This is a genomic window from uncultured Microbacterium sp., assembly GCF_937927635.1.
Classification (GTDB): Bacteria; Actinomycetota; Actinomycetes; order Actinomycetales; family Microbacteriaceae; genus Microbacterium.
This window is the reverse complement of the sequence record NZ_CALBRW010000023.1, coordinates 1-13,766: the sequence shown is the minus strand read 5'-3', so window position 1 is coordinate 13,766 and position 13,766 is coordinate 1. Positions and strand designations below refer to the sequence as shown.

The following is a 13,766-nucleotide window of genomic DNA, read 5'->3' as shown; positions in this document are numbered from 1 at the left end:
AGATGTATTCAATACGTACATGTATCGTAAGTCGCGAGCGAGGGCGGATGCTGTGCGCCGGGTGTGAACATTCGGCGGCCGCCTCGTGACAGAGTGGGGCTTCAGGAGGAACGATGTCGACACCGGCGACGAGGAGTCGTGAGAACACGCGGGCGCGCCTGCTGGAGGCCGCGACCCAGGTATTCGCCGAGATCGGGCTGGAGGGCGCGACCGTCGAGGCGGTCTGCGAGCGCGCGGGCTTCACTCGCGGCGCCTTCTACTCCAACTTCGAGTCCAAGGACGAGCTGTTCCTGACACTGGCGGCCTCGGTCAGCGAGGCGAAGATGAGCGTCGTGCGCGAGCAGGTCTCTGCTCTGGTCGATGACGGCGCGATCGACGGCTGCGACCCGGTCGAGCTCGTGCAGCAGATCATGGATGCCGGCCCCGACGACCGCCTGGGCGTGATGATGATGAGCGAGATCCGCATCCGCGCGCTGCGCGACCCTGCCTTCGGCACGGCTTACCTCGCGCAGGAGAACGAGATGGTGCGCGGGATCGCCGAGCTGATCCAGGAGATCGTCGACTCCGGGCAGTTCGCGCTGAAGATCGACGCGCAGGAGGCCGCGCGACTGCTCATGATCGTCTGGGAGGGCATGACCGTGCGCGGGGTGATGAGCGGCGACGGCACGGACCGGCTGCGTCGCACGGGAAGCCAGGCTCTTGGACGCATGGTGGAGCTGCTGAAGGCGCAGCCCTCAGGCACCTAGTACTGGATCCCTGAGCCTGTCGCTTGTACTGAGCGAGCGTCAGCGAGTCGAAGTGAAGGGTCGCCTTCAGTCACCCAGCAGCGCGAAGCACCGCTCCAGCCGTGCCAGCCACCAGTCCCGGCGGTCGGCCGGGACCTCCAGGCGCGCCAGCGCCGCGGCATCCGGAATCACCCGCGCAGCCGAGACCGACCCTCCGACCGGACGCGCCTCGGCGACGTCGTCGGCGAACAGCGAGGCCGTGCCCAGCCCGCAGTCGAAGTCGAGTTCGGGAAGGGATGCCGCCAGCGCCGCCCCCTGCGACAGCCCGACGGCCGTGTCCAGCGCGCTGGAGACCACCGCAGGCAGCCCGGTCTCGGCGACGATCCGCAGCGCCCGCCGGGCGCCGCCCAGCGGCTGCGCCTTGATCACGATGAGGTCGGCTGCCTTCGCCTGCGCCACGGCCAGCGGGTCGGCGGCCTTGCGGATGCTCTCGTCGGCGGCGATCAGGATGCCGGTGTGCTTGACGCGGTAGCGCAGCTCGGCGAGCTCGTCGACCGTCGCGCACGGCTGCTCGGCGTACTCCAGGTCGAGCTCGGCGAGCGCATGGATGACCCGTTCGGCCTCGTCGACGTTCCAGCCGCCGTTGGCGTCGATGCGGATGCGGCCCTCGGGACCCATGATCTCGCGCACCGCGCGCACGCGGGCGATGTCGTCGGCCGCGCTCTGACCGCGCTCGGCGACCTTGACCTTGGCCGTGCGGCATCCGTCGAACCGGGCCAGCACCTCGGGCACGCGGGCAGCGTCGACGGCGGGGACGGTGGCGTTCACAGGGATGCGGTCGCGCAGCGGCGCGGGCTGCTCGGCGTACGCGAAGTCGATGGCAGCCGCCAGCCAGGTCGAGGCCTCGGCATCCGCGTACTCGGTGAACGGCGAGAAATCCGCCCAGCCCTGCGGTCCCTCGAACAGCAGCGCTTCGCGCACGTCCACCCCGCGGAACCGGGTGTTCATCGGCAGGGCGACCACGCGCGCGGTCGTGGTGATCTCGGCGAGCGTCGGCGTCATGCGTCCATCATGCCGCGCCGGGCGTCGGCTGCGCACGGGCCGACGCCGCCGGCATCGGGCTGTCAGCCCTGGATGATCTCCTTGATCGTCACCGGCGTCTTCGGCTTGCCGTCGGGCTGACCGTTGTCGGTGCCCTCGGCTGCGATGCCGGCGACGATCTGGGTGCTGGCCGCATCGAGGTGCCCGAACACCGTGTACGAGGGCGGCAGCTGCGTGTCGGCGTAGACCACGAAGAACTGCGAGCCGTTGGTGTCGGGACCTGCGTTGGCCATCGCCAGCGTGCCCGCCGGGTACGTCTCGGTGCCCTTCAGCTCATCGGGGAACGAGTAGCCCGGACCGCCCGTGCCGGTGCCGGTCGGGTCGCCGCACTGCAGCACGAAGATGCCCTGCGTGGTGAGGCGGTGGCAGTTCGTGCCATCGAAGTAGGCCTGTTTCGCGAGCGACAGGAAGCTGCCCACCGTGCACGGCGCGGAATCCGCATCCAGAGTCACGGCCAGATCTCCGGCGCTGGTCGAGATCGTCACGGGCACCTGCCCGGTCGCGGTCGGGTCGGCCGGTGGCGCGGTCACCTTCTTCGCGGCGGGACGCCCGTCGGCCGTGTACGTGCAGGCGCCGGATGCCGCGGGCTGCGATGCAGCCGGAGACGAGCCGGGGGCCGCAGAGTCACCGGTACCCGGTGTCGAGGCGCACCCGGAGAGAGCGAGTGCGGCCGCGGCGCTCAGCGCCAGCAGAGCCAGACGGACACGGGAGGGAGCGGTGAGGGAGTTGCGCACCCGATGATCGTACGCGACCTGCCGCGGCCCCTCCCGCCCCGGAATAGGCTGGATGCCGTGACCGCCGACTTCGTCTCCGACATCTTCGACCCGACCGAATGGGCGCTCGCGCCCGGCGCCGAGGACTACACCGACATCACCGCGCATGTGTCCCGCGACGGCGGCGTCGCCCGCATCGCGTTCGACCGGCCCGAGGTGCGCAACGCGTTCCGCCCCCACACCGTCGATGAGCTGTACCGCGCCCTCGACATCGCCCGGCAGGACCCGCGCATCGGCGCCGTGCTCCTGACCGGCAACGGCCCGAGTCCGAAGGACGGCGGCTGGGCGTTCTGCTCCGGCGGCGACCAGCGCATCCGCGGCCGTGACGGGTACAAGTACAGCGATTCGGCAACGGAGGTCGGCGACCCGGCGCGCGCCGGGCGGCTGCACATCCTCGAGGTGCAGCGGCTGATCCGCTTCATGCCCAAGGTGGTCATCGCCGTGGTCCCGGGGTGGGCGGCCGGCGGCGGGCACTCCCTGCACGTGGTCTGCGACCTGACCATCGCCTCCGCCGAGCACGGCCAGTTCAAGCAGACGGATGCCGACGTCGGCAGCTTCGATGCCGGCTACGGCTCCGCGTACATGGCACGCCAGGTGGGCCAGAAGTTCGCGCGCGAGGTGTTCTTCCTCGCCGAGGAGTATTCCGCGCAGCGCGCCTACGAGATGGGCGCCGTCAACCGGGTCGTGCCGCACGCCGAGCTGGAGAAGGAGGCGCTGGCCATGGCCCGCACCATCCTGACGAAGTCGCCCACCGCGATCCGGATGCTGAAGTTCGCCTTCAACGCCGTCGACGACGGCATGGTCGGCCAGCAGGTCTTCGCCGGCGAGGCCACGCGCCTGGCGTACGGCACCGACGAGGCCGTGGAGGGCCGTGACGCGTTCCTGCAGAAGCGCGATCCGGACTGGTCGCCGTTCCCGTACCACTTCTGATGAGACTTCATCCGGTCGACGGCGCCGACGCGCGGGCGGTGCGCGACGCGCTGCCCGCCGCGGTGGACGGCCGGCGGCCGATCGCGCTGGGGTTCACGCCGGATGCCGGTGACGAAGTGCCGGACAGCACGGCGGTGGTCATCGCGACCTCCGGGTCGAGCGGCGTCCCCAAGCGGGTGGTGCTGAGCGGGGATGCCCTGACCGCCAGTGCCCGGGCGACCGCACGGCGGGTCGGAGATGGGCAGTGGATGCTGCCGCTGTCCGCGGGTTATGTGGCTGGCGTTCAAGTACTCGTGCGCTCGCTGCTCGCAGGGCACGAACCCGTGATGCTGGACGGGCACTTCGGTCCACAGGCCTTCGTGGATGCGACTGCGGCGCTGGATGCCGGCATCCGCTTCACCTCGCTGGTCCCCGCGCAGCTGTCCACCCTGCTGGACGCCTCCACCGAGTTGCCTGCCGTCCGCACGGCGCTCGCCGCCTACGACGCCATCCTCATCGGCGGGCAGTCGCTGCCTGCACCGCTGCGCGAGCGCGCCCTGGAGGCTGGGGCGAGCATTGTGCGCACCTACGGCTCCAGCGAGACCGCCGGCGGGTGCGTCTATGACGGCATCCCGCTGGACGGCGTGCGCGTGGTCGAGATCGACGGCGAGGTGCGGATCGCGGGTCCCACGCTCGCGACCGGCTACCTCGGCGACCCCGACTTGACCGAGAGGGTCTTCGTGCCGGACGACGTCGGCGTGGTCTGGTACCGCACCGGGGACGCGGGAACGGTGTCGGATGCCGGAGTCGTCAGCGTGCACGGCCGCATCGACAACGTGATCGTCTCCGGGGGTGTGAACGTGTCGCTCGATCGCGTGGAGCGGGTCGTCCGCGGTATCCCGGGACTGGCGCAGGCCGTGGTGATCGGGACGACCGATGAGCGTTGGGGCGAGGCATCCGTCGTCTTCGCGACAGAGCTGCAGAACCCGGATGCCGTGCTCGAGACGGTCCGCGAGCGAGTCGCCGCAGAGCTCGGCAAGCCCGCCCGCCCCTCGCACATCCATGTTCTCTCACAGCTGCCGACCCTGGCATCGGGCAAACCCGATCGCGAGGCCCTGCGCCGCCTGCTCCGCTGACCCTAGGCTGGCGCGCATGGCGACTTACACGCACGGGCATCACGCATCGGTGCTGCGCTCGCACAGCAACCGCACCATCGCGAACTCCGCGGCCTACCTAGAGGCGCGCCTCACCCCCGACACCACGCTGCTGGACATCGGCGCAGGCCCCGGCACCATCACCCTCGACTTCGCGAGCCGCGTCGCCCATGTCACGGCCGTCGAGGTCTCCGAGGGCGCACTCGATCTGTCGCGCAGTCTCGCGGCGAAGCGCGGCGTGACCAACATCGACTTCGCCGTGCAGGACGTGCACGCGCTGACCTTCCCCGACGACAGCTTCGACATCGTGCACGCGCACCAGGTGCTGCAGCACGTCGGCGATCCCGTGCAGGCGCTGCGCGAGATGCGCCGTGTCACCAGGCCGGGCGGCGTGGTCGCGGCCCGCGACGCCGACTACGCGGGTTTCATCTGGTTCCCGCTGCTGCCCGAGCTGGACGAGTGGCTGGACCTGTACCGCCGGGCCGCCCGTGCCAACGGCGGGGAACCGGATGCCGGCCGACGCCTGCTGGGCTGGGCCCGCGCCGCCGGCTTCACGGACATCACGGCCACGGCATCCACCTGGTGCTACGCCACCCCCGACGAGCGCGCCTGGTGGGGCGGGATGTGGGCCGACCGGATCGTGGAGTCCGCGCTGGCGCGCCAGCTGACATCGTCCGGTATGGCGACGGATGCCGATCTGCAGCGCATCAGCGACGCGTGGCGCGCCTGGGCGGCCGACGGCGACGGCTGGTACCTGGTGCCGCACGGCGAGATCCTCTGCCGGGTCTGAGGACTCCGGTGGCCATGACTCCGGAGAATCAGAGCCGAGACTGCCCGAATCGTGTTGATCACGGAGCATCACCGCCGGATCTCCGGAGTTATGAACGCGCCGCCCGGATACATCTGAAGGCGGATGTCGGCCGGTGGCCCCGTCCCGTAGCGTGAAGGCGTGATCCGCTCCGTTCCCCGCGCCTGGCTGGTGCTCGACATCGTCGGCAGCGTGCTGGGACTGCTGATCACGCTGCCGGTCTCGCTCATGATGAGCTCAGGCAGCACGAGTATGTGGCTGCAGCCCGAGTGGCTGGCGCTGGGGGCCACGGCCATCGTCGGGACTGCCATGTGGGGTGCCGCTGCCATCGCCCGGTTGAGCCCGGCCATCGCGCTGGGTGCGGCCTGGGCGGCGGCGATCCTCCAGATGGCCTGCGGATTCTCGCCCGCGCTCTACGACGCGGCGATCTTCGTCGTGCTGTTCGCGACCTCCGCGTGGGGCAGCCGGCGCGTGCTGTGGTGGGGCGGCGGCTCGGTCGTGGGCGGAGGCGTGATCGCCGGCGTCTACATCGCCCTGCAGCAGCTCGGCGCGCTGTCGGGCCAGGGCATCGCCAGCACCGTCCGGAGCGTGAGCGTCACCGCCGCGCTCGCCATCACCAGCATCGTCTTCGCCCTGGTCATCGCCTGGGGTGCGGGCCTGCTCTGGCGCGTGATCGCACACGGCCGGCAGACGCGCGAGGCGCAGCTGCAGGCCGAGGCCGCCGCCGCCGAAGAGGCCGAGCGCGTGCGCATCGCCCGCGACATGCATGACATCGTGGCGCACTCGCTGGCCGTCGTCATCGCGCAGGCCGACGGCGCACGCTACGCGGCGAAGGCGCAGCCCGAACTGGCCGAAGAGGCCATGGTCACGATCGCGCAGACGGCGCGGGCTGCGCTGTCGGACGTGCGGATGCTGCTCACCCAGCTGCGTCATCGGCAGGGCGACGGCCCGCAGCCGACCCTCGCCGATCTCGAATCGCTGTTCACGCACGTGCGGCAGGCCGGTGTCGAGCCCCGCGTCACCGTCGATCCGATGCCGCCGGGGGAGCCGCCCGCCGGCATCCAGCTCGCCGTCTACCGCATCCTGCAGGAGGCGCTCACCAACGCACTGCGCCACGGTGAGGGCGACGTGGACGTGCACCTGGCCTGGCTGCCCGACCGCGTCGAGATACGGGTGCGCAACCGCATCGCAGCCGAGAAGGCGGGAGCCGGTGGCGGGCACGGCCTGGTCGGCATGCGCGAGCGCGCCCAGCTGGCCGGTGGCATGCTGACCGCCGGCGCCGAGGGTGCGTGGTTCATCGTGCACGCCGTCCTGCCCATCGGGGCATCCGCCGCGCGGCCGTGACCCGCGAAGTAATCACGCGCGTTCTGCCTTCCGTGGGCGAGGAAGATGGACGTGCGGCAAGGTCGCCGCGTCAGAAGGGGGAGGTCAGGATGATCAAGGTCGTGCTCGTGGACGACCAGGCGCTGTTCCGCGCAGGAGTGCGGATGCTGGTCGGATCGCAGCCCGACATGGACGTGGTGGGCGAGGCCGGCGACGGCCGCGAGGCGCTGGAGGTCGTCACCCGCACCAAGCCCGACGTGGTGCTGATGGACATCCGCATGCCGGTGATGGACGGACTGACCGCCACCGCCGAGCTGCTGAAGAACCCCGAGCCGCCGCACATCGTCATGCTGACGACCTTCGATCTCGACGAGGCCGCCGCGCGCGCCATCCAGCAGGGGGCCAGCGGCTTCCTGCTGAAGGATGCCGAGCCGGAGTTCCTGCTGGCAGCCATCCGCACCGTGGATTCCGGGTCGAGCGTGATCGCGGCATCCGCCACCCGCGAGCTGTTCGCGCACTTCGCCCCCGAGACCAGACCCGTACCGCCGCAGTACGGCGACCTCACTGACCGCGAGCGGGAGATCTTCGCACTGGCCGCGCGCGGCCTGTCCAACTCCGAGATCGCCACCAGGGAGTTCCTGTCCGAGGCGACCGTGAAGACGCACATCAGCCGCATCCTCGCCAAGCTCGCCCTGCGCGATCGCGTGCAGCTGGTGGTGTTCGCCTTCGAGCACGGTCTGAACTGACCTGCCCGGATCATCCTGAGGATGTACGCAGGATGCGACGCACGGGCGATGTGGCCGAGCGGATGCCGGAAATAGCGTCGATGGCATGGAGATCACGACCTCGGACCTCGGCCTCGCGGCCCGCGTCCAGCACCTCAGCAAGTCCTACGGCGCCGGCGACGCCGGTGTGCGCGCCCTCGATGGCGTCAGCGTCGGCATCCGTCGCGGCCAGTTCACCGCGATCATGGGTCCCTCGGGCTCCGGCAAGTCCACGCTCATGCACATCATGGCCGGCCTGGATGCTCCCACCCAGGGGCGCGCGTGGATCGGCGACACCGAGATCACCGGGCTGAGCGATGTGGAGATGACCGTGCTGCGGCGCCGCCGGGTCGGCTTCATCTTCCAGGCGTTCAACCTCGTGCCCACGCTCGACGCGATCGGCAACATCCTGCTGCCCTTCGAACTCGACGGCCGCCGCCCGTCGGCCATCGAACGCGCCCGCATCGACGGCCTCGTCGAGCGGCTGGGCCTGGCATCCCGTCTGAACCACCGCCCGCACGAGCTCTCCGGCGGACAGCAGCAGCGCGTGGCCATCGCCCGTGCCCTGGCCACCGCGCCCGACCTGGTCTTCGCCGACGAGCCCACCGGCAACCTGGACTCCCGCAGCGGCCGCGAGGTGCTGGAACTGCTGGCCTCTGCCAGCCGCGACCACGGGCAGTCGATCGCCATGGTCACGCACGACGCGATCGCCGCGAGCCACGCCGACCGCGTGCTGTTCCTCGGTGACGGGCGCATCACCGCCGATCACCCGCAGCAGAGCGCCGAGCAGATCGCCGCGTACATGCTGGCCGCGGAGGTGGCGGCATGACCGGCCTCGCCGCGGCCGCTCTCGACAGTGTCGTGCCGCAGACCAGCGCGACCGGACACCGGCTGGCCTGGCTGCGCGAGCGGGGGATGGGCGCCAGCATCCTGGTCGCAGCCCTCGCCGCAGCCTTCGGGGTGATCCTCGTCGAGGTCACCGCCTACATCGGCGCCCTGCTGCAGTCCGATCCGTTCCTCGGCGACAGCGGCACGCTGGCGATCGTCACGGCCATCCTGTCGTTCCTGCTGACCGGCGTCGCCATGTACGTCGCCGCCGTCGTCACGGCCAACACGTTCGCCACGATCATCGCCGGTCGCACACGTCGCATCGCGCTGATGCGGCTGATCGGGGCCTCCGCCCGCTCGCAGCGCGCCGAGGTGACCGGCCAGGGCTTCGTCGTGGGACTCATCGGCGCCGCCACGGGACTCGCGATCGGACTCGGGATCTCCTGGCTCGGGATGCTGGTGGGCGCCCAGCTGCTGCAGCGCACGCCCGAGTCGTTCTCGCTCGCACAGCCGTACATCCTGTTGCCCGCCGTGGGCGTGGCTCTGACCACCTGGCTGGCGGCACACATCGGCTCGCGCCGGGTGCTGACCGTCACCCCGCTGCAGGCGCTGGGCGGCTCGGTCGAGCGCACGCGCGACGAGGTCGCCTCGCTGCGCGGCAAGCACATCGGCTCCCTGGTGCTGCTGATCGTGGGCGTCGCACTGCTGGCGGGCGGCGTCGTCATCGGCCTGATCGCACCGTACGGCGTGATCGTGGCCTTCGTCGGCGGCGTGCTGTCGTTCACCGGCCTCGTCACCGGCGCCGACCTGGTGATGCCGCTCGTGCTGCGTCTGGTGGGCAGGATGTTCGGGCGCAGTGCCACCGCCCGCCTGGCGGCCGAGAACGCGCTGCGGTATCCCGAACGCTCAAGCCGGATGGCCATCGGCGTGGTGATGGGCGTCGCCCTGGTGACGATGTTCGCCGTGGCGCTGGAGTCGTGCAAGAAGCTGCTGCTGAGCGGGGGCGACGTGCCGGCGGAGTTCTTCGCGCCCATGGACGCCTTCGCCAACGTGATGATGGTGCTGGTCGCCGTCTCAGCCGTGATCGCCGCCGTGGGCCTGGTGAACCTGCTGACCATCGGCGTCGTGCAGCGCCGCCGCGAACTGGGGCTGCTGCGCGCCATCGGCCTGACGGGCGGCCAGGTGCGCCGCATGGTGCTGCTGGAGGCCGTGCACATCACGGTCGCCGCCACCGCGACGGGTCTCGTGCTGGGGACCGCGTACGGCTGGGTGGCCGCGCAGTCGCTGCTGGGTGCGGTGACCATGCCGCCGGACTTCCAGCCTGCCGGCTTCATCCTCCCGGCCGTGCCGTGGATCCCCGTCGTCGTGATCGTGGCGGCCACCGCCCTGCTGACCGTGATCGCCGCCGTCGCGCCCACCCGCCTGGCGACACGCGTCGCCCCCGTCGAGGCGCTCGCCGCCGACTGACCGCCGCTCGAGGCCGGTGCCGGGCCGGATGGAATTCGTCGCTGCGGATGCCGCTCCGGCCGCGTCTTCCATCCGGCCCGGACCGCTGCGCCGGCGCGGGTCGGATGTGCGTGCGGGCATAGGCTGAGGGGATGCCATCGCCGTTCGATCAGTCGTATTACCAGGTCCGTGTCGAATGGGGGACAGAGGGGCTCGCCCGCGTCGAGGCCTCCGACATCATCGTGGTGGTGGACGTGCTGCGGTTCTCCTCGACCGTGGCGAACATCGTCGCCGATGGCGGGACGGTCGACCTCTCGGATGCCGTGAACTGGTCGACCAACGGGGCTGCGGTGGTCACCGCGGCGGCCGAGACCGGCGCCGTAGTGCTGGTGGGCGGCATCCGCAACGCCGCTGCGACCGCCCGCGCCGTGATGACGCTGCAGGAGCGCCGCGCCGCGCGAACCTCGGTCACCGTGATCGCCGCCGGCGAACGGACTCCCGCCGGCGATCTGCGCTTCGCCGTGGAGGACCAGCTCGGCGTCGGCGCCGTGGTCTCAGCGCTCATCGACCTGGGCGTCGACCACTGCGCGCCGGACGGGGCTGTCGCCGCCGAGGGCTATCGCGCGCTGCGCCGGGCGCTCCGGCACATGCTGGCGGCCAGCGGCTCCGGTCGCGAGATCGCCGACGGGGTTCCGTCGACAGACCGGATGGTCGCCGCCGACATCCGCCCGGCGACCACCGAGGAGGCCGCGGAGCCGGATGCCGTGGATGCCGCCGTCGTGCTGCGCGAGGGCGTGCTGGAGCGCTTCGCCTGATCTCGGGCATCCGCGCGTCGCGCCGTGCGTGGTGCGGCGGCGCATAGGGTCGGAGGATGAGGTTCCTCCCCGCCTTCATCGTCGATGCCGTCCTGGTGCTGGTCTTCGCGGTCATCGGCCGCATCTCGCACGGTGAGGACCCGCTGGGCTTCCTCGTCACGGCCTGGCCGTTCCTCGTCGGACTCGTCGTCGGGCATCTGCTCGCGATGCTCGTGCCCGCACGCCCACGGCGCCCGTGGTCGCTGGGCTGGGGGGTGATCGCGTGGGTCGTGACGGTGGCCGGCGGGATGCTGCTGCGCCTCGCCACCGGCGACACGGCCGAGACTCCGTTCATCATCGTCGCCACGCTCGTAGTGGGAGTGCTGCTGCTCGGCTGGCGCCTGATCGCGCTGCTGGTGCGCCGCTACCGCGGACCCCGCGAAGCCGACTGAGGCGGCCTGGATCCCGCTGCTGATCAGCGGGGGAGCTGCGCTGCCAGGCGGTCGGCGGCGGTGATCTCGCGGCGCGTCCAGGTGAACAGGTAGCGGCGGTCGAACCGGCGCGAGCACACCGCGCACGACGTCTCGCGTGACGGCCTGCGGTGCCGGTAGGTCGTGTGCCCCGACGGGCACCGCCCCACCCACGGCGCCAGCTCGGTGGCGGTCTCGCCGCGGTGCGTGGTGCCGCCGACGTAGCCCAGGTCGCGCGCGATGCGCTTCCACACGGCACCGTGGCCGGCGGTGTGCCCGGCCAGCGCGTGCGCCACCTCGTGCAGCAGGACCTGATGGATCTCGTCGTCCTCGAACCGGGCCGCCAGATAGCGCGAGACCGTGATGCGCCTGCGCTGGTAGTCGCACAGGCCCGCGCGGCGCTTGGCATGGTCGAAATCGAAGGTCCACGACTCGTCGAGGTGCAGGGCGATCAGCGCCTGTGCCCAGACGCGCACGCGGTTCAGATCGGCCATGAGATCAGCGTAAGGCGGACCGCCGACACCGGGATCAGATCAGGACGTCGACGTTCTCGGTGCTGCGGCGCTCGGCGGCCTCGATGGCGCGCAGCGCCTTCTCCAGCTCGGCATCGTCGGCGCCGGCCTCGCGGCGCAGGAACAGCGAGCGCTTGAAGCTCTCCCTGGCCTCGGCGAACTCCCGCGCCTCGTACGCGTTGCGGCCGCGGTGCTGGTGCGCGAACGCCGCGATGCCCGCCCAGCGCTGTCCCTCCGCCTCGTCGGCGACGTGCAGCAGCTCCTTGGCCGCAGCCTCGTGCGCACCACGGTTCTGCAGCACCGTCGCGTGCAGCACGCGGGCGCGCAGCAGGTCCTTCCGCGTGCCCGCCATGCGCGCCTGGCGCACGGCCTCCTCGGCGGCTTCCAGCGCCTCGTCGAGCCGGTCGAGCACCTTCAGCAGGAACACGCGCTCCATCAGCAGGGGCAGGCTGCGCTGGTGCTCGATCTCCTCGAGCCGCATGCGGCACTCCCGCTCGTCGACGATCTCGCGCAGAGTCTCCGGGTCATAACCCTGGATCACATTCACGACTGCTCCTCTCCGCGTCGTCCCAGTCTGCCTCGCGCTTCCGAGAACCCGTCGAGGCACGCCCGGCTCACCTCAGGAACAGCGAGGAATCCGGCTTCGGGGAGGCCGTGGCGTCGGCATCCGTCACGATCTGCGCGCCGCGGGCGAAGGCTGCCACCTCGTCGCCCTGGGCGATCTTCGCCGGATGCGGGCCCGCGGCCAGCATCCGCGGCAGCCACTCCGTCGGCAGTGGCGAGGCTGATGCCGCCAGCACGAGGTTCCCGAACCTGCGCCCCTTCAGGATCTGCGTGTCGGCCAGCACCGCGACATCCTCGAACGCGGCGGCAGCCGTCGCCACCTGCCGGCGGGCGAACGCCAGCCCCGGACCGTCGGCCACGTTCACCAGCAGCACGCCGTCGGGAGCCAGCAGGTCGGCGATCTCGCGGTAGAACTCCGCGCTGGTCAGGTGCGCCGGCGTCTGCGCGCCCGAGAACACGTCCGAGACCACCAGGTCGCAGTGACCGCGCAGCGCGGGCGGCAGTCGGCGCAGCCCCTCGCGGGCGTCGCCGATCCGCATCCGGATGGCCGCGTTCTTCGGCAACGGCAGGTGCTCGCGCACCAGCTCGACCAGCGGCGCCTCCCACTCGATCACCTGCTGCCGCGATCCCGGCCGGGTCGCGGCGATGTAGCGGGGGATGGTCAGAGCGCCGGCGCCCAGGTGCACGGCGCTGAGAGGAGCGGATGCCGTGGCGCCGAGCTGATCGATCACCGCGCCCATCCGCACGACGTACTCGAAGTGCAGATGCCGGGGGTCGTCGAGGTCGACGTGGGACTGCGGCGTGCCGTCGACGACCAGCTCGAACCCGCTCGTGAACTCGCTGGGCGCGATCTCGGCGATGCCGCCGTGCTGCAGCCGGATGCGCGGATTCTCGGCATCCCGCCCGCGTGCTCTGCCCATGGGCACGAGCCTATCCGGCATCCGGATCCGGGAATGCGGATGCTTTTACCGCAGCTTTCCGGATTGGTCAAGGATCATACTTGCCATGTCGCAGAATCGGGCCTATAGTTGGTAGTTGCGCTCGCTATCTCCGTGCCCTCATATGGTGGTCGGCAGTCGTCGAGGTCTCGAGTGCGCACTCCACCGACGTCTAGGAAACTACCAGCCCCTGCCCGGGCTCACGGAGGTTACTCCCTTGGCTGCTGCTCGCAACGCATCCACATCCACCACCAAGAAGAACGGCCGCGGAGTCTCCCGCCTCTCGTTCGCCAAGATCTCCGACACGTTGGCTGTCCCTGATCTGCTGGCAATCCAGACCGAGTCGTTCGGCTGGCTCGTCGGCAACGACAGCTGGAAGGCCCGTGCGGCCGAGGCCAAGAAGGCCGGACGCAACGACGTCCCGCAGGTCTCCGGCCTCGGTGAGATCTTCGAGGAGATCTCCCCCATCGAGGACCTGGGCGAGACCATGCAGCTCTCGTTCACGAACCCGTACCTCGAGCCCGAGAAGTACTCGATCGACGAGTGCAAGGAGCGCGGCAAGACGTACGCCGCCCCGCTGTACGTCGAGGCCGAGTTCATGAACCACCTCACCGGTGAGATCAAGACCCAGACGGTCTTCATGGGCGACTTCCCGCT

At 70.9% G+C, this 13,766-nt stretch carries 15 protein-coding genes and 1 pseudogene; 11 read left to right on the top strand and 5 right to left on the bottom strand.

What is annotated here, in order from left to right:
• Positions 1 to 113: 113 nt before the first annotated feature.
• Positions 114 to 746 (top strand): TetR/AcrR family transcriptional regulator, encoded by a 633-nt coding sequence (locus tag Q0568_RS11345; protein ID WP_298866499.1) that lies wholly within the window; start codon positions 114 to 116, stop codon positions 744 to 746.
• A 66-nt stretch (positions 747 to 812) separates the two neighbouring features.
• Here Q0568_RS11345 and Q0568_RS11340 read toward each other — a convergent pair whose 3' ends face one another.
• Positions 813 to 1,787 (bottom strand): o-succinylbenzoate synthase, encoded by a 975-nt coding sequence (locus Q0568_RS11340; protein ID WP_298866496.1) that lies wholly within the window; start codon positions 1,785 to 1,787, stop codon positions 813 to 815.
• A 62-nt stretch (positions 1,788 to 1,849) separates the two neighbouring features.
• On the bottom strand, positions 1,850 to 2,560 hold the full coding sequence (locus Q0568_RS11335; protein ID WP_298866494.1) for a peptidylprolyl isomerase: 711 nt from the start codon (positions 2,558 to 2,560) through the stop codon (positions 1,850 to 1,852).
• 57 nt (positions 2,561 to 2,617) lie between these two features.
• Between Q0568_RS11335 and Q0568_RS11330 the strand changes: the two genes are divergently transcribed.
• The 9 genes from Q0568_RS11330 to Q0568_RS11290 all read left to right on the top strand — a co-directional run bounded on the left by Q0568_RS11330 (position 2,618) and on the right by Q0568_RS11290 (position 11,077).
• Positions 2,618 to 3,529: a 1,4-dihydroxy-2-naphthoyl-CoA synthase gene (locus tag Q0568_RS11330; RefSeq protein WP_298866492.1), complete on the top strand. Its 912-nt coding sequence runs from the start codon at positions 2,618 to 2,620 to the stop codon at positions 3,527 to 3,529.
• On the top strand, positions 3,529 to 4,644 hold the full coding sequence (locus Q0568_RS11325) for an AMP-binding protein (protein ID WP_298866490.1): 1,116 nt from the start codon (positions 3,529 to 3,531) through the stop codon (positions 4,642 to 4,644). Before Q0568_RS11330 ends, Q0568_RS11325 begins: the two co-directional genes overlap by 1 nt.
• A gap of 16 nt (positions 4,645 to 4,660) precedes the next feature.
• Entirely contained in the window at positions 4,661 to 5,452 is a 792-nt protein-coding gene (locus Q0568_RS11320; protein WP_298866487.1) for a class I SAM-dependent methyltransferase, read from the top strand.
• A 159-nt stretch (positions 5,453 to 5,611) separates the two neighbouring features.
• Positions 5,612 to 6,814: a histidine kinase gene (locus Q0568_RS11315; RefSeq protein WP_298866485.1), complete on the top strand. Its 1,203-nt coding sequence runs from the start codon at positions 5,612 to 5,614 to the stop codon at positions 6,812 to 6,814.
• 89 nt (positions 6,815 to 6,903) lie between these two features.
• Entirely contained in the window at positions 6,904 to 7,539 is a 636-nt protein-coding gene (locus tag Q0568_RS11310; RefSeq protein WP_298866483.1) for a response regulator transcription factor, read from the top strand.
• Between the two features lie 85 nt (positions 7,540 to 7,624).
• Positions 7,625 to 8,386 (top strand): ABC transporter ATP-binding protein, encoded by a 762-nt coding sequence (locus tag Q0568_RS11305; RefSeq protein ID WP_298866481.1) that lies wholly within the window; start codon positions 7,625 to 7,627, stop codon positions 8,384 to 8,386.
• On the top strand, positions 8,383 to 9,852 hold the full coding sequence (locus tag Q0568_RS11300; protein ID WP_298866479.1) for an ABC transporter permease: 1,470 nt from the start codon (positions 8,383 to 8,385) through the stop codon (positions 9,850 to 9,852). The genes Q0568_RS11305 and Q0568_RS11300 overlap by 4 nt, the downstream gene beginning before the upstream one ends.
• Positions 9,853 to 9,983: 131 nt before the next feature.
• Positions 9,984 to 10,646 carry a 2-phosphosulfolactate phosphatase gene (locus tag Q0568_RS11295; protein ID WP_298866477.1) on the top strand — a complete coding sequence of 221 codons (663 nt, stop codon included), beginning with the start codon at positions 9,984 to 9,986 and terminating at the stop codon, positions 10,644 to 10,646.
• 56 nt (positions 10,647 to 10,702) lie between these two features.
• Positions 10,703 to 11,077, top strand: a complete 375-nt coding sequence (locus Q0568_RS11290) for a DUF3054 domain-containing protein (protein WP_298866475.1) — start codon at positions 10,703 to 10,705, stop codon at positions 11,075 to 11,077.
• A gap of 23 nt (positions 11,078 to 11,100) precedes the next feature.
• On the opposite strand, the gene Q0568_RS11285 is transcribed toward Q0568_RS11290, so the two are convergent.
• The 3 genes from Q0568_RS11285 to Q0568_RS11275 all read right to left on the bottom strand — a co-directional run bounded on the left by Q0568_RS11285 (position 11,101) and on the right by Q0568_RS11275 (position 13,091).
• Positions 11,101 to 11,589 (bottom strand): SprT-like domain-containing protein, encoded by a 489-nt coding sequence (locus tag Q0568_RS11285; RefSeq protein WP_298866473.1) that lies wholly within the window; start codon positions 11,587 to 11,589, stop codon positions 11,101 to 11,103.
• A 34-nt stretch (positions 11,590 to 11,623) separates the two neighbouring features.
• Positions 11,624 to 12,154 (bottom strand): hypothetical protein, encoded by a 531-nt coding sequence (locus tag Q0568_RS11280; RefSeq protein WP_298866471.1) that lies wholly within the window; start codon positions 12,152 to 12,154, stop codon positions 11,624 to 11,626.
• A gap of 67 nt (positions 12,155 to 12,221) precedes the next feature.
• Positions 12,222 to 13,091, bottom strand: coding sequence for a spermidine synthase (locus Q0568_RS11275; RefSeq protein WP_298866469.1), 870 nt, complete (start codon positions 13,089 to 13,091; stop codon positions 12,222 to 12,224).
• Positions 13,092 to 13,326: 235 nt separating this feature from the next.
• Between Q0568_RS11275 and Q0568_RS11270 the strand changes: the two are divergent.
• A pseudogene (locus tag Q0568_RS11270) lies at positions 13,327 to 13,766 on the top strand (DNA-directed RNA polymerase subunit beta); the annotation flags it as partial.

Excerpts from the sequence above, each read along its gene's own strand:
- Q0568_RS11345 (WP_298866499.1), top strand. The coding sequence starts at position 114 with ATGTCGACACCGGCGACGAGGAGTCGTGAGAACACGCGGGCGCGCCTG.
- Q0568_RS11340 (WP_298866496.1), bottom strand. The coding sequence starts at position 1,787 with ATGACGCCGACGCTCGCCGAGATCACCACGACCGCGCGCGTGGTCGCC.
- Q0568_RS11325 (WP_298866490.1), top strand. The coding sequence starts at position 3,529 with ATGAGACTTCATCCGGTCGACGGCGCCGACGCGCGGGCGGTGCGCGAC.
- Q0568_RS11320 (WP_298866487.1), top strand. The coding sequence starts at position 4,661 with ATGGCGACTTACACGCACGGGCATCACGCATCGGTGCTGCGCTCGCAC.
- Q0568_RS11310 (WP_298866483.1), top strand. The coding sequence starts at position 6,904 with ATGATCAAGGTCGTGCTCGTGGACGACCAGGCGCTGTTCCGCGCAGGA.
- Q0568_RS11305 (WP_298866481.1), top strand. The coding sequence starts at position 7,625 with ATGGAGATCACGACCTCGGACCTCGGCCTCGCGGCCCGCGTCCAGCAC.
- Q0568_RS11300 (WP_298866479.1), top strand. The coding sequence starts at position 8,383 with ATGACCGGCCTCGCCGCGGCCGCTCTCGACAGTGTCGTGCCGCAGACC.
- Q0568_RS11295 (WP_298866477.1), top strand. The coding sequence starts at position 9,984 with ATGCCATCGCCGTTCGATCAGTCGTATTACCAGGTCCGTGTCGAATGG.
- Q0568_RS11290 (WP_298866475.1), top strand. The coding sequence starts at position 10,703 with ATGAGGTTCCTCCCCGCCTTCATCGTCGATGCCGTCCTGGTGCTGGTC.
- Q0568_RS11285 (WP_298866473.1), bottom strand. The coding sequence starts at position 11,589 with ATGGCCGATCTGAACCGCGTGCGCGTCTGGGCACAGGCGCTGATCGCC.
- Q0568_RS11275 (WP_298866469.1), bottom strand. The coding sequence starts at position 13,091 with ATGGGCAGAGCACGCGGGCGGGATGCCGAGAATCCGCGCATCCGGCTG.